Annotated in this window: 23 protein-coding genes; 15 read left to right on the top strand and 8 right to left on the bottom strand. The window is 36.9% G+C overall.

Features of this window, described 5'->3' with window-relative positions; all coding sequences use genetic code 11:
- The first annotated feature begins 180 nt into the window (after window positions 1–180).
- Window positions 181–1,044 (top strand): phosphotransferase family protein, encoded by an 864-nt coding sequence (locus ACOZ9X_RS07260; protein ID WP_423417585.1) that lies wholly within the window; start codon window positions 181–183, stop codon window positions 1,042–1,044.
- 670 nt (window positions 1,045–1,714) lie between these two features.
- On the top strand, window positions 1,715–2,260 hold the full coding sequence (locus tag ACOZ9X_RS07265; RefSeq protein WP_423417586.1) for a GrpB family protein: 546 nt from the start codon (window positions 1,715–1,717) through the stop codon (window positions 2,258–2,260).
- 58 nt (window positions 2,261–2,318) lie between these two features.
- On the opposite strand, the gene ACOZ9X_RS07270 is transcribed toward ACOZ9X_RS07265, so the two are convergent.
- Window positions 2,319–3,122 (bottom strand): helix-turn-helix domain-containing protein, encoded by an 804-nt coding sequence (locus ACOZ9X_RS07270; protein WP_423417587.1) that lies wholly within the window; start codon window positions 3,120–3,122, stop codon window positions 2,319–2,321.
- A gap of 118 nt (window positions 3,123–3,240) precedes the next feature.
- Here ACOZ9X_RS07270 and ACOZ9X_RS07275 point away from each other — a divergent pair, with 118 nt between their 5' ends.
- The 3 genes from ACOZ9X_RS07275 to ACOZ9X_RS07285 all read left to right on the top strand — a co-directional run bounded on the left by ACOZ9X_RS07275 (window position 3,241) and on the right by ACOZ9X_RS07285 (window position 5,106).
- Window positions 3,241–3,603, top strand: a complete 363-nt coding sequence (locus ACOZ9X_RS07275) for a hypothetical protein (protein WP_423417588.1) — start codon at window positions 3,241–3,243, stop codon at window positions 3,601–3,603.
- A gap of 123 nt (window positions 3,604–3,726) precedes the next feature.
- Entirely contained in the window at window positions 3,727–4,596 is an 870-nt protein-coding gene (locus tag ACOZ9X_RS07280) for a GNAT family N-acetyltransferase (protein ID WP_423417589.1), read from the top strand.
- A 222-nt stretch (window positions 4,597–4,818) separates the two neighbouring features.
- Complete coding sequence (locus tag ACOZ9X_RS07285; RefSeq protein ID WP_423417590.1) at window positions 4,819–5,106, top strand: hypothetical protein; 288 nt, start codon at window positions 4,819–4,821, stop codon at window positions 5,104–5,106.
- Window positions 5,107–5,197: 91 nt separating this feature from the next.
- Here the strand turns inward: ACOZ9X_RS07285 and ACOZ9X_RS07290 are convergent, their stop codons facing one another.
- Together ACOZ9X_RS07290 and ACOZ9X_RS07295 are read right to left on the bottom strand one after the other, a co-directional pair.
- Entirely contained in the window at window positions 5,198–5,752 is a 555-nt protein-coding gene (locus ACOZ9X_RS07290) for a putative glycolipid-binding domain-containing protein (protein WP_423417591.1), read from the bottom strand.
- Between the two features lie 45 nt (window positions 5,753–5,797).
- A complete protein-coding gene (locus tag ACOZ9X_RS07295) occupies window positions 5,798–6,361 on the bottom strand; it encodes a DUF6434 domain-containing protein (protein WP_423417592.1) in 564 nt (187 codons plus the stop codon).
- Between the two features lie 158 nt (window positions 6,362–6,519).
- Here ACOZ9X_RS07295 and ACOZ9X_RS07300 point away from each other — a divergent pair, with 158 nt between their 5' ends.
- From ACOZ9X_RS07300 to ACOZ9X_RS07310, 3 genes are all read left to right on the top strand, one after another.
- Entirely contained in the window at window positions 6,520–6,801 is a 282-nt protein-coding gene (locus tag ACOZ9X_RS07300) for a GyrI-like domain-containing protein (protein ID WP_423417593.1), read from the top strand.
- Between the two features lie 728 nt (window positions 6,802–7,529).
- The gene (locus ACOZ9X_RS07305; RefSeq protein ID WP_423417594.1) at window positions 7,530–8,495 is read left to right on the top strand and encodes a quinone oxidoreductase family protein; all 966 of its coding nucleotides are present in this window, start codon (window positions 7,530–7,532) and stop codon (window positions 8,493–8,495) included.
- 195 nt (window positions 8,496–8,690) lie between these two features.
- The gene (locus ACOZ9X_RS07310; RefSeq protein ID WP_423417595.1) at window positions 8,691–9,515 is read left to right on the top strand and encodes a hypothetical protein; all 825 of its coding nucleotides are present in this window, start codon (window positions 8,691–8,693) and stop codon (window positions 9,513–9,515) included.
- Between the two features lie 179 nt (window positions 9,516–9,694).
- Here ACOZ9X_RS07310 and ACOZ9X_RS07315 read toward each other — a convergent pair whose 3' ends face one another.
- The 4 genes from ACOZ9X_RS07315 to ACOZ9X_RS07330 all read right to left on the bottom strand — a co-directional run bounded on the left by ACOZ9X_RS07315 (window position 9,695) and on the right by ACOZ9X_RS07330 (window position 12,881).
- Window positions 9,695–10,912 carry a methyl-accepting chemotaxis protein gene (locus tag ACOZ9X_RS07315; RefSeq protein WP_423417596.1) on the bottom strand — a complete coding sequence of 406 codons (1,218 nt, stop codon included), beginning with the start codon at window positions 10,910–10,912 and terminating at the stop codon, window positions 9,695–9,697.
- On the bottom strand, window positions 10,909–11,505 hold the full coding sequence (locus ACOZ9X_RS07320; RefSeq protein WP_423417597.1) for an ECF transporter S component: 597 nt from the start codon (window positions 11,503–11,505) through the stop codon (window positions 10,909–10,911). The genes ACOZ9X_RS07315 and ACOZ9X_RS07320 overlap by 4 nt, the downstream gene beginning before the upstream one ends.
- A gap of 54 nt (window positions 11,506–11,559) precedes the next feature.
- Complete coding sequence (locus tag ACOZ9X_RS07325; RefSeq protein ID WP_423417598.1) at window positions 11,560–12,108, bottom strand: DICT sensory domain-containing protein; 549 nt, start codon at window positions 12,106–12,108, stop codon at window positions 11,560–11,562.
- 530 nt (window positions 12,109–12,638) lie between these two features.
- Window positions 12,639–12,881, bottom strand: a complete 243-nt coding sequence (locus ACOZ9X_RS07330) for a YuzF family protein (protein ID WP_423417599.1) — start codon at window positions 12,879–12,881, stop codon at window positions 12,639–12,641.
- 266 nt (window positions 12,882–13,147) lie between these two features.
- Here ACOZ9X_RS07330 and ACOZ9X_RS07335 point away from each other — a divergent pair, with 266 nt between their 5' ends.
- On the top strand, window positions 13,148–13,519 hold the full coding sequence (locus ACOZ9X_RS07335; protein ID WP_423417600.1) for a YunG family protein: 372 nt from the start codon (window positions 13,148–13,150) through the stop codon (window positions 13,517–13,519).
- Between the two features lie 98 nt (window positions 13,520–13,617).
- Here the strand turns inward: ACOZ9X_RS07335 and bla are convergent, their stop codons facing one another.
- The gene (gene bla, locus ACOZ9X_RS07340) at window positions 13,618–14,544 is read right to left on the bottom strand and encodes a class A beta-lactamase (protein WP_423417601.1); all 927 of its coding nucleotides are present in this window, start codon (window positions 14,542–14,544) and stop codon (window positions 13,618–13,620) included.
- 826 nt (window positions 14,545–15,370) lie between these two features.
- On the opposite strand from bla, the gene ACOZ9X_RS07345 reads away from it, so the two are divergent.
- From ACOZ9X_RS07345 to ACOZ9X_RS07370, 6 genes are all read left to right on the top strand, one after another.
- On the top strand, window positions 15,371–15,841 hold the full coding sequence (locus ACOZ9X_RS07345) for a hypothetical protein (protein WP_423417602.1): 471 nt from the start codon (window positions 15,371–15,373) through the stop codon (window positions 15,839–15,841).
- Window positions 15,842–15,940: 99 nt separating this feature from the next.
- Entirely contained in the window at window positions 15,941–16,594 is a 654-nt protein-coding gene (gene catA, locus ACOZ9X_RS07350; protein WP_423417603.1) for a type A chloramphenicol O-acetyltransferase, read from the top strand.
- A gap of 113 nt (window positions 16,595–16,707) precedes the next feature.
- The gene (locus ACOZ9X_RS07355) at window positions 16,708–17,202 is read left to right on the top strand and encodes an Lrp/AsnC family transcriptional regulator (protein WP_423417604.1); all 495 of its coding nucleotides are present in this window, start codon (window positions 16,708–16,710) and stop codon (window positions 17,200–17,202) included.
- On the top strand, window positions 17,199–18,371 hold the full coding sequence (locus ACOZ9X_RS07360; protein WP_423417605.1) for an aminotransferase: 1,173 nt from the start codon (window positions 17,199–17,201) through the stop codon (window positions 18,369–18,371). Before ACOZ9X_RS07355 ends, ACOZ9X_RS07360 begins: the two co-directional genes overlap by 4 nt.
- Before the next feature lie 145 nt (window positions 18,372–18,516).
- The gene (locus tag ACOZ9X_RS07365) at window positions 18,517–19,014 is read left to right on the top strand and encodes a DinB family protein (protein WP_423417606.1); all 498 of its coding nucleotides are present in this window, start codon (window positions 18,517–18,519) and stop codon (window positions 19,012–19,014) included.
- A 13-nt stretch (window positions 19,015–19,027) separates the two neighbouring features.
- Entirely contained in the window at window positions 19,028–19,495 is a 468-nt protein-coding gene (locus ACOZ9X_RS07370; protein ID WP_423417607.1) for a DinB family protein, read from the top strand.
- The last annotated feature ends 46 nt before the right edge of the window (window positions 19,496–19,541 follow it).

Here is a 19,541-nt window from a genome sequence, read left to right on the forward strand (position 1 = left end):
TAATGGTATCTTTCTGCCTTAAAGATATCTATTTTACTAGTTTAATACTACTGCGCATTTTGGTGGGAATTCACTCTAATATGTTGTGGAATTAATGATATGGTAAATTTAAGTTAAGTAAAGGGTGGTTAAGATGAATAATTGGAGTATTTACTAACTCCAACAACAAGGAGTATACCAATGAAAGATTATATTGAACGAATCAAAGCAGTATATCCTGAACTTATGATTGAGGATGTTTACTCTAATGATCTTGGTCAAAATAACGATGTTTTAATAGTAAACAATTCTCTTGTATTCAGATTTCCCAAGTACATTAAAGGAATTGTTAGTTTAAAAGAAGAAACTAAAATCCTAGAATATATAAGTGGCGCAATATCTATCCCAATTCCATGTCCAACCTATAAGTCATTTGAACGGTTAGAACCTGGTAAAGTATTTACGGGTTATAAACGAATTGAAGGCGATCCTTTTTGGAATGAACATTTAATTAAAGTTAATAAAGAGGATTCAATAAAACTTGCAGAACAACTCGTAACATTTCTAATTGAAATTCATTCCATTTCAAAAGAAAATGTGGGTAAGTACCTAAAGTTAAAAGAAAGTAACCCTTATGAAGAAATGAAGATACTCTTTCATAATATACAGGACAAGCTTTTTCAATTTATCAATAAGAACTCTCAAAAAGATATTATTTATTCATTTAAGAGTTTTCTTAATAGTGAAGAACATTTACAAACAACCCTTATACATGGTGATTTTGGAGCTTCGAATATCTTATGGAACCCAAAAAACTGTGGAATTTCGGGGATAATAGACTTTGGTGGTACTCGTATTGGTGATCCTGCCTATGATTTTGCAGGAATACTATCGAGTTACGGTGAGGATTTCTTTAACTTGTGTTTAGATCTCTATCCGAATGGTTCAGAAATAGCTAAGCGTGTTACATTCTATAAGAGCACATTTGCTTTACAAGAAGCATTGCATGGTTTATTAAATAACGATAATTGTGCATTTGAAAATGGAATAAAAGAGTATCGCTAAGAAATACTGTCGCTTGATAAACAAAGTCCATATCATCATTACCTATTAAACATTCAGTGTTTTTTATGATCACTGGAATTAGTAGTATCAGGACGTTCTTGAAAATTATAAATCTGCTGTTTATGAAAAAGATGTTGATCAATTTATATCTACTTATGCTCCTGATGTACAAATCTATGATTGCTGGGGAAACTGGGAGTGTAAGGGTATTTCTTCATGGAGAGAGAATGTGGTGATGTGGTTCAATAGTTTAAGTGAAGACGGAAGCTTTATAAAAAGTAGATTTTAATGATGTAATCATTGAAGAAAATACGAGTTTTGCATTCGTTCATTGTGCTGTTTTGTTCGTTGCCTACAGTGAACAATCTGGTGAGAAACTACGTCAAATGACAAACCGGTTTACATTCGGTTTAAAAAAGTAAATGAGTTTTGGCTTATAACACACGAACATTCATCGTTGCCAATAGATATGCATACGGGAAAAGGTATCTTTAACCTAAAATAAATGGGTTTGACGTAGTAGGTGGCAGTAATTACTTCTTTAGTAACTTTTACACTAGTACCTGCAATTACTAATCGGGCATTTTTTATTTAGGAGAAGGCCCCTTTTGTTATTGGTTTCGAACCATCACCAGGATTGTTCATGAAAATGAGAAAGGGGGTAGAATTAATGGACAATCAAATGGAACAAGATAACCTTCCAGTGTGGGCATTTGAAAAAATCGAGATAAAAAAGCCTGATCCTAAATGGAAAGATAAAGGTATTCGGGAGATAGAACAACTTTACATTTTACTTTTAACTTTTGGTGTTAAGCATGTAGAACATATTGGCAGTACTTCGATTCCTAATATGCCAGCAAAGCCAATTATTGACTTAATGGCTTCGATTCCATCAATGAAATCTATCAATAAGATAGTTAAAACGCTAAATTCACATGATTGGCATTATGTCCCTCCGGAATTAGACAAGCAGCCTTGGAGGAGATTTTTTGTAAAAGTGAAGAATGACAAACGAGTAGCGCATTTGCATCTAATGTCAGAAGGAGAAGAACGTTGGGATCATTTTCTTAAATTTAGAAATAAATTAAGAACTAACACACAGCTTGTGAATGAGTACGCTGTCTTAAAAAGCGATTTAGCACAAGAACATAATAATGACCGTGAAAGATATACAGAATCAAAAACAGAATTTATCAATAAGGTGCTACTTACCTAGATGGTTTGATCGAGAGAGTTATACTAACATGTAAAGAGCACTGTATATGCAGTGCTGTTTATTGTTTCATCCTATATTGCAGCGGTGTACACTCTACTACAGACACAAAGTTTCGATGAAACTGACTCGGGTTGTTAAAACCGACTTCATAACCAATGTCCCAAATGGAGCGGCTAGTATTAGTAAGTAATTCCTTACTCCGCTCTATTCTCGTTCGTATGACATATTGATGAGGAGAGAGATTAGTATAGTTCTTAAAGCTTCTCATAAAGTGATACTTACTTTGGTTCGCAATGGCTGCCAATGTATCAACATTTATTTCTTCATGATAGTTCGTATGTATAAAGTCCAGTACATGTAAGATCAAATGATCAGAAATCCTGGGTAAGTGCTGTTTTCGTTCAACAGAATGACTTCCTCTGAAGAACGATGTAAAAAGCTGAAACGCCTCGTTCTCTATGTCCTTGATTATGGTATCTTCATGACTATGAAAGAGGTAGAGATCGAACCACTGTTTTACTTGTTTTTTGACTGCAACTGGAGAAATCGTTTGTTGCTCGATAAATGAGATCTCTTCATTTGAATTATTGTTATTCCAAGCGTTTAATGACTTTCGGTCTAGTCCGATTAAGAACATGGAAGAAGGAACATCAAACTGATGAGCATGACGAGAGTGAGGATTCGTTATGAGTACTGCTCCTTCTTTTAAATCCAACGTTTTTTGATTAAGTTCTGTGATCACCTGTCCTGAAAGAGGCACAGAGATTTGATAAACATCATCATGAGAGTGAGGTGTATCTCCCCAATGCGAGCCTTCGATATATAGTACCTTGATATGATCGAGCTTAAGATGAAATCCCAACGACTACACATCCTTCCAACCTCTATACTATTAAAAATTGCGGTGTGATTGAGCAGGAAATGCAATGAATGTCGTTTTACTTCTATCCATAATAAAGGATAGATTAGGAGGGGTTCATATGAGTTTTAAATCAAAATGTTACCTTGTGTACGGCTTTGCGCCAGCAGGAACAAGGGCAATCGAAGCCAATGCATCATTAAACAACTGGATCGGTAATAAAGAGCTAGGGAAGATTATCTACCACGAACATTTTGCCACCAAGCCACTTGGTGGTTTAGCGGTTTTCGAAGTGAACGAACAGAGTGAACTCGACGCACTTCGTAGTGAGCCGCTAACAGAAGCATCCCACCTGTACGGATGGACGTTAAGTTATCATCCTCTCACGCACAGCACGAATACTGACAAGTTTATCTATCAGACTCAATACACGTTGTCATCCTACCGTGATGTAAAGATGGATTATCAGTTAGAGAGCGAATAGGAAAGAAAAGAACCGAGCAGGTGGACTCACAACATGCTCGGTTCTTCGTTATGTTCTTTAGTTGTCCCTCAATGACGATGATGAACTATAATAAAAGTACTTGTACAAATAGGGGGAAGCTCCATGAAAACGGAAGATCGAGTGGTTTTTAAAATAGAGCAATTAACCAATAAAGACGTCTCTAATTTAATCGAGCTGTCTTCAGCTGTTGGATGGGACTATGATGAACATGAAATACAAACGATACTTTCCTCAGGTCTTGTCTATGGCCATAAGAACGCTGAAGGAGAGATCGTTTCAAGTGCAGCCATCATTCCTTATGATACAAATTTAGCATCAATCGGAATGGTCATTGTACATCCGGAGTATAGAGGTTTTGGGTTAGGAAAAGAAGTTACTCAAACCTGTATAGATCGTGTCTCGGAAGACACATCCATCATGCTGATCTCAACGGAAGAAGGGAAACCTCTGTATGAAAGGTTAGGCTTTAGAACGGTAGATGTAGTACATAAGTTTTTATGTGAGAAGTTTATATCTAACACGGTTAATAGTACAAATGATTTCACGTTAGATCCTTTTCAAACTCAAGATTTTTTAAAGTTGAAACAACTAGTTGCCGCAGCCTTTGGCGATCAGAGAAGTACATTTCTCCTCAACCGGATCAAACAATCAAAACGCTGTGTCGTTGTAAAAAATCAGTACGATGAGATTATTGGTTTTGGGCTGTCTATACAGGGTCCTGTAAATCTGATAGTAGGGCCGATAGTAGCACTGGATGATAAGATTGCTGCTTCCATTATCAATGCGTTAGCCACTAATCAAGGAGGAAATATTAGAATCGATGTACCATCAGGACATCCTGAGTTTATGACGTTCCTGGATACCTGTGGTTTTAAAAAAGTGAATGAGCCTCCCGTTATGATGAAAAATTCAGCTGCTATGCCAAGGAGAAACCATGAATTGTTTGGAATCGCTGCTCAAGTGTTTGGATGAAATTAATGGGATATAAGATAAAGCAAAGATCTGCTATCTATCATGATAGTGGATTACATACTATTAATCTTTAATCGTATTAATAAGTGTTTCCTTTAAAAGTCCACTTGTAAAGGTCATTTAGTCTATACTTTTCAACTCGCGACTTTTGATTACGATGACTCATTCACTGATACAGTGAAATGAAGTATGATTGTTTTCAAGAATCACGGGGGTGTCATCTTGGTTATATTCACAAAAAAGATCTATGAAAATAAAAAAGGGTACCTGTACATACCGGTTATCTGGAGAGAAGAGTTTAACATTCATAGAGGTCTAGAGATAGGAATCGATTGTTTCAATGACTCTATCCTTGTCATTGATAAGACACTTACAAGAGAGTATAAACAGATGATCTCTAATAAAGGATTCCTTACCATCCCTTACGAGTTAAGACAGAGATTGACCTACGACACCTTTCAAATCATGATTGAACAAAAAGATGAAAGAATTATATTGACTCCTAAATAAACCGTAACTCTTTTTTAGGAACAAATTCAAGAATAGAGTAAACGAAAAGAGCTTGTTGTGACGTACAACAAACTCTTTTTATTTTTTAGAATTAGAATCTCCTTGTAAATAGTTCAGGATAATCTAGAACAAATCCATTCTTATCGACGATAACAGGAGACTCAAAGGTATCACTTCGATAGTGGAACGTGCGAGTCTCATCTTCATGAATCAACTTATAAATCTGTTTTACTTTCTTAAAGGATAAATCATGGGCGGATATGTAAACCATCTCAAATAGTTTAGGTTCATCTAGTGTCCATGATTGACGATTAATCGGTAAGGAATTCGTAAAAGGGGTACACGAGATATCAATATCAACCGCGCTTCTTAAACTTTGTATCTCATCACCGTTGTCATCAAACCAACATCCATTTCCGTTTGAAGAGAGGGATAGAGTCTTATTCTGTGTGTGGTTCATGATACATAGATGCTTAACCACCCAACCTTGACCGAAAATAATGCTGTAAGTCACTCTTTGTGGAACGCCACCCTCTATAAAAAGAACGGTACTTTCGGCTTGGATGATCTTATCACCATACGATAGTTCGAGATATTCAAATCCTGAAGTTTCTTGTTTTTCCCAAAACATTATTTGCTTCGACATGTAAGGCCTCCACTAGTAGTTGATAGATGGGGTGATTCATTTCATTTACGTTGTAGATGTATACTTGTTGTTTCCTGGAAGACTTTTGATTGTATTCCATGCGTGGATCGCGTCCTCCCGACTCTTTCCTTTATTGTTCGGGTCAGCGAAAAAATCACGCGTGAACTGGTTGTACTGGAACTGAGAGCCAATTTCTTTTTTATATGTAGGGTCTTTTTTTCGTGCTTCTTCCTCATGCCAATTCTTTACCACATCACGATATGTCTTACCAACGTTTTCTTTAATGAAGTTTTGTATATATGTAGAAAAATGAAAGTTCGGGATGATTGTTTTGAAAAAACTTCTAACGTCTTGGCTGCAGCGATGATTTTCTGTTATAACAGTATCCAGGCTTATTTCTTTACTTGCTTCTTTCTTTGCACTAGTTTTCCTTGTTGGTTTTAGGATTTTTCCTGTTTCAAGATACGTCTCAATTCTATGACTGATCTCAATCTTAGATCCAAAAGTGCTTAATCCTTCAGTTCTACAGAAACGTTGAAGTTCTTCTTTCAACCAATAATACTCTTTGAAATTCTTAATGCTCAACTGCTTCGTTAGGTTCGGTCTCAAATGGTTGGCCCCCTCTTAGATTTAATTATAGAACGTTCGTTCTGGTTATTCAAAGTTTAATTTACAAAAGTTAGCAAGAAACGTTAAGTTTTTTAATTACAACCCGCTATGATGAAGTTACATACTAAAAGGTGGGATACATGGTGGAATTTTAAGAAGTGATCAAAGATGCATTCGTACTAGTAGGGTACAGTTCTGTAGGAAAATGGGATGGTGAGTTGGCCTATCCGATACGAAGTTTGTGGAAAGGAGCTTCTTCATTTATTGAGGAAGAGGGAGTAGATAAAATCATAGGGGTTTGTCTATCACCAAGGAGTAATCATTACTTTTACACCTGTGGAATCGAGATCGATAGTGTAGATATTCTTCATACTTTTCCAGAGAATAGGTATGTGGTTTTTATTCACAGAGGACAGGCTAAGAATATCCCGGATACCTAAGGAAAGATCTGGAGGCGGTGAAATATACCGTGTGTATCTCTAAGTTTAATAGCGCTTCACATGTAAAACATTAATGTTGGTGTTGAACGTCGCAAAGTGAAGTAAGATTTGGCTCTTCAAGTGGTGTACATATAAAGTACAAGGAGGAATTTCCACTACCCTTGTCCTATTTATATGATAGAGGTGGTGGATTGTGTTGGTTTCATACATAAGATATAACTTTAGGTGGCTTCCAGCGTACCTAATCTTAGCATTGATATTAATCTGTGGAATCATTCTAACAGGAGATAGAAAAACCTTTTTTATAGACATGATCTTTGTGATCGCTCAAATATTCCTCCTACTTTTAATACCTAATATTATCTATTTGTTTCGCCATAGAGACAAAAAGAGAAGTATAAGCGGTTTTTTAGTTACATTGATGATAATTCCTTTGCCATTTTTAGTGATTGTTCTATTGATGGCTCCTTTTATCTTCAGATAAGGTTTTAACAAAGTTAATACATATGTTAATTACGTTAATGACATACAATGATGTACATGATAATGCCAAAATAATTAGGTCCATATCTGAAATTAACGGGTTCTATTTGAGGTGCAAATTTGAAAACAAACCTGCTCTGATAGCCTCTCGATGTTAGGCATGTTCGTTGTCAGATGATTAATTGATGTTTGAATTGTAAGTGTCTACAAAAATTTAAAACATAAACAAATCAGGAGGAAATTGAATGAAAGCAGCCATACAAACTGAATTTGGTGATGCTTCTGTACTCAAATATGCAGATGTTGATGTACCAAAGATTGGTAAGCATGAAGTCCTGATAAAAGTTGCTTATACGAGTGTGAATTATGCAGATATAAAACAACGAAAAGGAAACAAAGGGAAAGGTTCTTTTCCTTTAACACTCGGATTGGATGCTGCAGGAACTATTGAAAAGGCATCTGCTGATTCGAGTCTTGCGAAGGGAGACCGAGTGATCGCTTTCCCTAGAGCAGGTTCGTATGCAGAATATGTGGTTGCTAACGAACAACTGGTCTTTAAGATTCCTGATACAATATCATTGGAACAGGCAGCGACAATACCTACTGTGTCCATCTTAAGCGATATCCTTCTACATGAAATTGGACAAGTTAAGAAAACGGATACCATCGTTATCCATAGTGCAGCAGGTGGAGTGGGCTCGATGCTTCTTCAGTTAGCAAAATTAGTTGGCGTTCAAAAGATTATCGGTACCGTTGGAGATCTAAACAAAGAGAACTATGTAAAAAGACTGGGTGCTGATGTGGTCTATACATACGATACATTTACAGAGGAAGTGTTAAAACTAACAGAAAATCTAGGTGCTAATGTTATCTTTGATTCAGTGGCTGGGGAAGTAACGGATAGGAGTTTAAAATGTTTAGCTCTATACGGCACGCTTGTGCAATATGGGAATAGTAGTGGCAAAGCGGGTACTATTAAAACAAGCGACGTTCATAGTAGCTGTAAGAATGTAAAAGGATTTAGTTTAGGTACGACCAGAAAATACGATCCAGCACGATTAGCACCTGTCGCTGAAAAGGTATTGAAACTATTTGCTTCAAACCAAATCACACTTCCTATCTCACAAATTTTTGATCTAAAGGATGTAGCAAAAGCTCATAAGTTAATAGAAAGCCGTAAGTATGAAGGGAAAGTTTTGATTAAGATTTAAGAAATAAGAAAACTGTCTATCTACTATCTATAGAAGTGTTACGAGAACATTAAACGTCTCTTATAAAAAAATGTTGTTATCATATACGTTGTTGTAAAAGTATATAGAGAATTCTAAAACGTACAAGCATAAAATTTCTATAAATTTCCTTCTGTGATTATAATCTGAGTTATAGAGATAGAAGGGGGGAGTATCATGCAAAACTATATTTGTGAGACGTGTGGGGTTCAATACGAGGGTTCTGTAAATGAACCACATTCCTGTAAGATCTGTGAAGAAGAAAGACAGTATGTGAGTTCAAAAGGACAATCGTGGACTACATTAGAATCGATGGTTGAGAGTGGTACCTATAAAACGGAAGTAAGTATGGAAGAGGAAAACCTGTATCGGCTTCAGACCAGTCCGAGTTTTGGAATCGGTCAAACAGCTTACCTTGTAAAAGGGAATGGATATAACGTGTTATGGGATTGTGTGAGTTACATAGATGAACATACGATTGAAGTCATTCAGCAGCTGGGTGGTATCGATGCGATCGCGTTATCACATCCTCATTATTATTCCACTCAAGTGGAATGGGCTGAAACATTCAATGCCACTCTTTATATACATGAAGATGATAAGAAGTGGGTAACGAGAATGAGTGAAAGAATCGTATTCTGGTCGGGTGACACGCAAGAACTAAGTGAAGATATCGTCCTTCAGAGAATCGGTGGCCATTTTAAAGGAGGTACCATCCTTGAATGGAAAGAAGGGAACCACCAAAAAGGTGTTCTTCTATGTGGAGATATCGTACGTATTGTAGCGGACCGGGAATGGGTCAGTTTTATGTATAGTTATCCTAACTTTATTCCTTTACCAGGGGATACGGTTGAAAGGATCTCTCAGCGAATGGAAGAACTAACCTTTAATCGTATCTATGATGCTTTTAACCGAGTGATCAAAGAAGGTGCTGCAGAGTCGGTTCAACGATCAGCGAAGAGGTACGTTGATGCGCTAAATGGAATGTTGTTTCAAACATAATTTTAAAAGCAGAGCTCAGTAGTAACGTTTCACGAACAGCAGTGGCTCATATCAAGTATAAAAAAGTAACCTACCCTTTTGATTTTTGTCTGGACGGACACGGGGTGGTTACTTTTTATTTTGTATATACTTTGTTTAGACGTCAACACGAGCTATTAAAATATAGGTGTAAATTCGTATTATTCTGCGAGCTTCATCTCATGTCTCTGTTTTAGATCACCAGGGCGAATCCATGTAACATTCCCTTGGTACTCAATATGACTCTTCAAGTGTTCTTGAATGGTCTTTATATGTTCGACCATTGTCAGCACAGTCATCTCAAGCTCCATCAAGTGAGCTTGTTGTTCCATCGTCATCTCAGACGATCCTTCTGTACGCCTACTTAACTTTTCTGTAAGCTGTAACACATCTTGCATACTTTCTATCAATCGTTGGTTTTCAACTTCCACTTCTGTTGAGTTCTGTTTGAGTTCATCGGACTGAAGAGAGAGGGTGTTTATACTAGAAATCACACCATCAAAAATGTCAATCATATGTAAACTCTTTGTTTTTCCATCTTTTATGACTGATGCGTTCTGTTCATACAATTGTTCTTGCATTTTTATACTTCCGTTGACAGCTCTAATGATGTTGTTTATGGTTTCTGCACTGTCTTTGACCTGAACGGATAGTTTTCGAATCTCGTCAGCAACAACTCCGAATCCTGCTCCATGTACACCCGCACGTGCTGCTTCAATTGAAGCATTTAGTGCAAGCAGGTTCGTTTGGGTAGAAATGTACTCGATCGAAGTAAGCGCCTCAGTGACTTTTTTCATCTTTCCAAGCAATTCTTGGTTGTATTCTCCAAACTCTTTTGTGATTGTGACAATCTTAGTAAAAACGACGCTAAAATCATCTACCTTTTGTTTACCCTCATTGGATAACTCTGTCACAGCTCTTGTTGTGCTGTTGGTAACCTCTATAATCGCATCAAGGTTTTGAATCATCCCATTAATTCTTCCAAGTTGATCTCCAAAATACGTGATGAGCTCATGTTGTTTCTGTATATCTCCTACCATCTCGATGAGCTGGCCGCTCACCATCTCTGAAGATCCGTTTACCTGACCGTTTATTGCATTTAAATGTTCACTGTGCGCTTCCAAGTGACGAAGTTCTTCAAGTGATTCGATGATCGTTGAAGAAGGAGTGTCTTCTTTTTGTATCTCCGTTTCAAAAGCTGTGCTCTTATTCTTCTTAAAGACTAAAAACCTTACAGCAACTGAAACTACAACTAGAGTTCCTATAAAAGAAAGAAGAAAAGAATTTACGTAATATTGATAGAGAGAAAGTAGTACTGAAACGATAATCGCTGCAATGACCAACATCAGGTTCTTCTTGTTTGTCATAATCTTTTTCATACAGCCATACTCCTTTTTTGTAGGATGCGTTGCAGTTTAAAAGCAAACGGCAACCCTATCGCATACACCATGATAATCTTTATGAGATTGAAAGGAACGATAATGAGTAAGACCGCTGATTCAAAGTCTTTGACAAGTTGGTTTGAACTTTTAAAAGCACTCAGGTATTGATCCATATTCAGACCTAATAGTTTCATAATGGTAGGCAGGATAAAGTAATAGTTAAGTGCAAACATGGCGATCAAGAATACACTGATCGACATAACAAAGCTTATCCAATTCAATTTTTTTTGATATTGATAGAAAACCCCGATCAGTCCTACGATGAGTGCACCAGAAAAGAAGTTGGCGATCTGGTTGATCGGTAGACCGACATAACTTCCGTGTGACATGTATTCGAGACCATTTTTGAAGAACTGAATAAGAATACCCGCTACAGGACCCATTAGGATGGCTCCGACTAAGGCTGGTACATCACTAACATCAAGCGTGAGGAAGATCGGAAAAAAGGGAAGTGGTACCTTGAACAGATATAAGATCATGCTAAACGCAGTTAAGATAGCGATAGATGTCATTTTTTGAATACGCGACATATATATTTCTCCTTAAATTCAATATGAAAGGGCAGCCTATGGCTACCCTAGAAACTAACCCTTTACCGTAACTTTTATGTATGGTGCTAATAGATTAGTAGCATGTTCGATCACCCGCGGACTTGAAGTTTTGACCCCTTTAAACTTACGACCTTCTTCAACCTCGTGTACCCCGAAGCCTTCCATGTCGTAAGCAACCATCATGGATTTGAATGTAGGACTATCGATGATCAGAAACCATTCTCGCATCAACTCGCTGTTAGGTGGGAGTTCGATGTAATTGATTCCATCTGTGGAATCCATCACAGCATCGTTTTCACCAAAGATATGAACGTTTGAATACTCCGTCATAGCCTGAAATCTGTCGAGTACGTTCTTCGCACGAGAAAACTTTTGGAAACCTGCATAGACATTACCTTTAAGCTTCTTTGTTAAAACGATGTTTTCCATCATCAGACACATGTACTCTAATTGTGGAACCTTCGTCTCATATTTTAAAGACTGTGCGTTTAACTGACTCAGTGGCGAGTTATCTAATTTTTGTACATTTCCTTCAACCTGACCAAAACATTCGTTGAAAAGTGATAATTTTTTTATTGCCATTGTAATAGCCCCCTGTTTTTTAATATCCTGAAATAGTATAAAAGTACTAGTAGTAAGGTAAAAATATGCAGCCCTGAATGAATGGGCTGTTATGACAACACTTATGACTTAAAATAGGACGTCTAATTAATTTTACTCTTTACCTTGTTAAAGTACCTGTTCTATATACCACTTCTGAAACGATTTGAAACCTAAAATATTTAAAATGAAAAAATACTTTAAGGGTGCAGAATTCATTTTTGTTCCACAGCTAATAACAATGTCTAAAAAGTAACTAGACGAAACCTTGAAAACGTTGGGTCTTTCATGGTGTGATAAATGGTTAGCAAACAGTTTTTAACAGTGTGTTTTTTAGACAGATTAAGATAATTAAATATAACGAAATTGCATTTTTAGGTTTCATCAAACTTCATACAGAAGAATGATTGAAACTCAAACAGACTAATCCAATTAAAGATGATAGTCTGTTTGAGTTAAGAAGTTTAATTTTTGACGTGCCTAAAGCAATAGCAAAATAAAATTTAGATTACTTAAGTTTCAGGCATTATCCAAACTATCTCACGCAGACGAACAAAGAATCTAGAATCCTGCTCTTGAATGACAACATGATCAGGCTTTGCATCAATTACAATTCCACTAACGGAACCGCGTGTGGTATCTAATACTGCTCTTTTTCCAACCAAACTTCGTAACGCTTCATAAACAAAAGGTTCTATAACTATAACTTCCATCGGTCCGTATTGATTTATTTGTGGGTTGCGATAAGCATACATATGGTTCACTCCTATTCCTCAAATAATTCCTCCTTAGCTTTTTAATCTATGACAGTAAAGCTTGACACGTTTCGAGAGCCATTATATTTATGATTTATTAAAAATCTAAATTTTTAGTAGAATGCAACCAGCAGCATTATTTAAAAATATGTTCTTGAACATCAACGGCTAAAATTAAGAGAAATAAGAAGAATCATTAAGAGGCTTAAAGTAGGGAAATGTCGAATAAAAGCAAGATAATACAAAACTGATAAAGGGGATTAATAATGGATACTATTGAAGTGTTTGCTAAGGCGCAGCTGAATTACGCTTTGGAACAATCGTGGTCATTAAAATCAAGCTCTAAATGGAGTGCAGAAAACCCTTCAAAAGGACAATGCGGGGTTACAACATTAGTAGTCAATGACATCCTAGGTGGTGAAATACGCAAAACTCTCTTATCTGAGGGGTGGCACTTTTACAATATGATTCACAATATACGGTTTGATTTTACAAAATATCAATTCAATGAATGTATAAGTTATGAAGATATGCCTTCGAATAGACAAGAAGCATTTATGGATACAAACTATAATCAGTACAACTATCTGAAAAATAGTGTCTTAAAAGAATTAAGCAAGTGGAACAGAGATAGTTGAGGATCTTATGTTTAAAAGAGCAAAGAAAAATGCAAGATAAAAGTTATCCTGCATTTTTAAGAGCGCTTATCTACTTCAACTTTTGGACGTAACGCGTGTTATTTATTGACTTTGAGGATCTTTATTACTTCTTTCGTTGCTTCAGCAATAAGCTTGTCGTTATAATCAGCATCTTTTTGATCACGACTGGAAAGTACAGCAAGAACAATAGGGTCTCTATTTGGCGGCCAAATGATCGCAATGTCATTTCGCGTGCCATATGATCCTGCCCCAGTCTTATCAGCTACTTCCCACCCTTTTGGCACTCCTGAACGAATTAAGGCATCTCCAGTAGTGTTTCTCTTCATCCAATCTATTAATAATTCGCGTTTTTCAGTTGGGATTATATCTTTCAGTGCATAGGCTTGAAGACTAGTAGCAAGTGCTCTTGGTGTGCTTGTATCGTGAATTTCACCGGGATTAACTTCGTTTAAATCAGGCTCATAGCGCTCTGGAGTGGTAACATAATCACCAATTTCCTCCAGTGATTCTTTAAATCCAGCCGGTCCTCCCAGTTGTTTAAGAATAAGGTTTCCAGCCGTATTGTCACTGTATCGAAGAGAAGCATCCGCTAGCTCACTAAGAGTCATTCCCGTATCAACATGATTTTCTGTAATCGGACTATAAGTGACAAGATCGTCGCGTGTATAGGTAATGGTTTGATTAAGGTCTTCTATAGAAATCTGTTGTAAAAGTGCTCCTACAGCTAGAGCTTTATGAGTAGAGGTATAAGCAAAGCGCTCATCTGATTGGTAGTTTACTGTTTGATTTGTACTAGTATCCAAAGCATAGATTCCGAGTTTAGCATCAAATTTTTCCTCAAGTTTGGAAAAAACATGATGATTTGCAGTTCCTTGTTCATTGGGTCTTGTTTCTTTAGCATCAACATGACTGATTGAGCCTACAAGAGTTGCACTAGAAAGAAATAGCACAGGCACAATTTTACGAAAAGCAGATGAACGAAAAATGTTGCTCAACGATTTCATTAAAAATCAACCTCTTTCTATTAGGTATTTTCTTTCAAATAACAAATCTACGATAACTAATATACCAACAATGGACATTAAATGAATCAAACTTATGTAGTATAAAGTTAAATAAGAATTCACAGGCTTTTGTAGGATGAGGGACTTTCAAAATTTACGTCTGAAAAGGTTTTTCAGCTAAGCATGTTACAGAAGAATTTAAAGACTATATTTAAGACTTTTAGAAGAATGACCTTATTTAAGAATTAATGTTTTATAAGAATGTGTCACAACCTCCTCTACAGAAGCAATTTGCAGTTGTATCTGAGATCACAGTGATTCGAGACATTTTACTGAATATAACTATTGAGTAGGTACATTTCGTCAAGAAGGAGAATTGTACTTTTTATTGAAGTGTTTTTAAGAATTAGAGAAGAGAATGCTCTTTTAAAAAGGTTCATTTGTCATTACATTTAAAGTAGGTGAACTACATTTTATTATTTCTTGTAACGTTTGTTTTCAACATCATTTTTGGATATTTATTTCACTACTTGCTTGTTTAATTTGTATTACTTTATCTGTATATTGCAGAAGCACTTGGGAGGACTTTAGATCCTACATTAGATGAAGGATTATTAATTCCCGTGCTATTTATTACTATAGCTGCAAGTGTAGTTTATTTTTCCATAATGGTTTTAACAAACATATATATATGGAAGAAAACTCAAATGATAAAAATCTATTTCATATTAATAATCTTCTTATCCTTTTTATTCGGATTCATTTCCAATCAAAAACGGATTGATATCCTTTTTTATTAAAATAGTAAAAGTGAAGGATTTGAACTATGAACATGACAAAAAGCGTAATTTTTCTAGCAACACTTATTCTGGCACCTTTATTATTAACAGGCTGTATAGGCGAAGAATATTACGAGAGTCCCCCAGAAGCGTTTCTTCAGGTGGGCGATGAGTTATACAAACTTAAAGAAGGAAACCGAAAGTGGAACTTTACTGACGAAGATTATGATAAAGAATATATTGATCTAAAAGCACTTGCTGCCAAGGAAAAGCAAATTACCGTTAAACCTGGAAGTAGCGGTTATTTAATTATTGAACAAAATGAGATCGAAGGAATGAATCCATATTCGGAAGTTCGCATTGGTGTTGTAGCTCGAAAAGGAAACGATCTTCACATGCTAAGTGAAACTGACAAAACTTTCTTTTTTCCAAAAGAAAAAGGAAATTATGTTCTAGAGATAGACTTCGATTCTGATCAAGGAGATACAGAGTTTGTAGCTAACATCCTTGTAAAATAACTAGGGAACTCAATGAGTAGTTTTGAGGTGAGAAACATGGCAAAAACAGATAAGATAGCCTTCTAAAAAACAATGAACAAATTTTAGGAGGCTAAACATATGAAGTTTCGTGCAATCAATAAAGAGAATTGGGATAGAACTCCCTATTTTGAACATTACTTAAGTCAAAAATGCACCTTTAGCTTAACCGCAAACATTGACATCACAAGATTACTAGAACATATTCGTGATAAGGGAGTTAAGTTTTATCCTGCTCTCATTTTCATGGTTAGTAACGTTGTAAATGCTCATGAAGAATTCCGCACCTGTTTTAAGGATGGGAAGCTAGGTTTTTGGGATGAAATGTTGCCAAGCTATACGATCTTTCATCGTGATAATAAATCGTTCTCTAGTATTTGGACAGAGTATTCCAGTGAATTTCATCGTTTTTATAAAAACTACAATGAGGATATATCGCGATATTCTAATGTTAAAGGATTAATCACGAAAAAGGATGAACCTCCAAATTCCTTTCCGATATCCATGATTCCTTGGATTAGCTTTACAGGATTTAATTTGAACAAAAATGAGGATAACAATTATTTGTTACCCATCATTACAAGTGGTAAATATTTCACCTTGGATTCTAAAATATTGCTTCCATTATCTATACAGGTGCATCATGCCGTTTGTGATGGCTATCACGCTAGTGTTTTCATTAACGAGTTACAGCGGTTAGCAGATGAATGCCATGATTGGCTTCAATTAGAATAATGAAAGAAACCGTTATTAACGAATATCCGTGTATTATGTAAAAATTCCGAGTGGATTAACGTAGAGGGTTTGTTATAATGGTCAGCATAATCTACTAAAAGCGAGTGATTGATTTGAACTCTACAGAACGCGAATTATTGCAACTCATTGAAAAAAACGGACGTCTCGAAACAGGTACGATCGCAAAGTTAATGGGAATAACAGAGGATGAAACAAAACAAATCTTAGAAAAGCTTGAAAAAGAAAAAGTGATTCTAGGCTATTCAGCCATAATTGACTGGACAAAAGGAACAGAAGATGGAGCTGTAACAGCCATGATCGATGTAAAGGTCACACCAAAACGAGGTGTTGGCTTTGATAAAGTGGCAGAGCGCATTTACCGATTCCCAGAAGTGAAAGCAGTCTATCTCATGTCTGGCGTTTACGATCTGTCGGTGTCGATCGAAGGTAAAACGATGGCAGAAGTTGGGCGTTTTGTATCGGAAAAACTTTCGACTATCGATTCAGTCATCTCAACAACAACTCATTTTATTTTAAAAAAATACAAGCATGATGGCCTTGTATTTAGTGATAACAATGAAGATAAACGAATCGTGGTGTCGCCATGATTACTGAACCAACTTCAAAATATTTATCAAATACCGTGCAATCTATTCAGCCGTCTGGTATTCGTCGTTTCTTTGACCTTGCTTCCTCGATGGAAAACGTCATTTCTTTAGGAGTCGGGGAGCCGGACTTCGTTACACCTTGGAACGTGATTGAAGCGAGTTATCATTCATTGGAACAAGGCTATACCGCTTATACCGCCAATGCAGGATTGTTTGAGCTTCGAAATGAGATCTCTCGCTATATGAAACGACGGTTCGGTGTTACGTATAGTGCTGAAGATGAAATGGTGGTTACAGTCGGTGCTTCACAGGCGATTGATTTAGCTTTGCGTGCGGTCCTTAATCCCGGAGAGGAAGTTATTGTTGTTGAGCCAAGCTTTGTTTCCTACGCACCAACAGTAACACTTGCTGGCGGAGTCCCTGTTCCGGTAAACACGTATAGCGAGGATGATTTCAAGCTTCAGCCTGAACAAATCGAAGCGGCGATCACAGACAAAACGAAAGTGCTTATGTTATGCAGTCCAAATAATCCTACAGGCACTGTTTTGTCAAAAGGCGATTTGCAAAGAATTGCGGAGGTAGTAGAGAAGCATGACTTGCTCGTGATTTCAGATGAAATTTATGCTGAACTAACATACGATGAACCGTATACGAGTTTTCCTGCAGTGAAAAATATGCGTGATCGCACGATCTTAATTTCTGGATTTTCAAAAGCATTTGCCATGACAGGTTGGCGATTAGGCTTTGCTTGTGGACCTAAAGCTATATTGCAAGCCATGTTAAAAATCCATCAGTATACGATGATGTGCGCTCCTACGATGGCTCAGCATGCTGCCCTTGAAGCACTCGTTAACGGGCAGAAGGATGTAGTGAAAATGAAGGAAAGCTATAGGCAGCGCCGTAGTTTAGTCATTCATGCTCTTGAGGAGATGGGTTTATCATGCCATGTGCCAGGCGGTGCTTTTTATGTATTTCCTTCTATCGAAAAGACTGGATTGTCATCGGAAGGGTTTGCCGAACAGCTTCTGATGAAAGAACAGGTTGCGGTTGTTCCGGGTAGTGTTTTTGGCGAGAGTGGAGAGGGACATGTTCGTTGCTCGTATGCAACCTCTGTTCAAAAGCTTGAAGAGGCGATGCGCCGGATTGACCGATTTTTACAAACATTATGAGCATTTCTTTATCAAAGATGTATTCCTATTAAAAGGGATGCATCTTTTTTGAATAGGTTGATGGTGAATATTTTTTAAACCATTCAAGAAGGAAATCATCTTATAGATGGGGAAGTATTCGTGAGTTCAAAAAGGAGATGAGAGTATGAATTTGTTCAGAACTCAGTATGACTGGGTACGTATAACGAGAGAGACTCTTTTTCAATATTGCGAGACGATATCCCTAAGTGATTATGCAAAGAAACTTGAAGGATTTAGTGGTGAATCTATTCTGAGCCAACATGTCCACGTAGCGGGTTGTTACCAAGTATGGCTCGGTGCTCGTGCTCTTGGGAAGTCGCTTTCTGATATTACGTCCGAGTCCATACATAACGTACAAGAAATGCGTGAGCTTTTTAGAAAAATAGATGAATTGGTCTATGAATTTCTCGACAAATTCGAAGACAATTGGGATCAAACAGTAGAAGTGACGTTTAGAAATGGCAGTCAAGCTGATTTTACGGCATTGTGGTTATTTACCCACACGATGACTCATGAATTTCATCATAAGGGACAGATTGTGAAGATGGGCAGACAATTAGGATACGCTCCGCCAGATACAGACCTCATGGAACCAATGGTAAAAAATCCGACAAACCATTAGGAGGGTTAGGAACATGAGCAGAGCCGAATTCTTACTAAAAGTGTTGGACTCCACGTTTGATAAAGAGAGCTGGTACGCGTCCCTCAAACCAGCTATAGAAGGATTAACGGCTAAGCAAGCGAGCTTTAGACCACCGGGCGAAGCAACAAAATCCATCTGGGAGAACGTCAATCATCTCATCTATTACAAAGAAAGACTTGTTGCCACTTTGGAAGGACAAGTGTGGACGCGAATAGATGGAAACGATACCTTCTTTATCACCAAACAAACAGAAGACGATGATGACTGGAATCTTACCATCAATCGTGCAGAAAACGTACACAACAAACTAAAAGAGTTACTCAATAAGATGAGTTCTGAAGAATTAAAAGAAAGTGGATTAGAAAGTGATCTTATTGATATCTTACTTCATGATGCTTATCATACCGGTCAGATCATGCTGCTAAGAAAAATGCAGGGGTCTTGGCCATCTCATCGTTAAATCAAAAGAATATTCCTTGAAGTAAGCACATTTATTTAACTAATAA

Origin of the sequence: Fictibacillus nanhaiensis (genome assembly GCF_049537595.1) — a bacterium.
GTDB lineage: Bacteria > Bacillota > Bacilli > Bacillales > Fictibacillaceae > Fictibacillus > Fictibacillus nanhaiensis_F.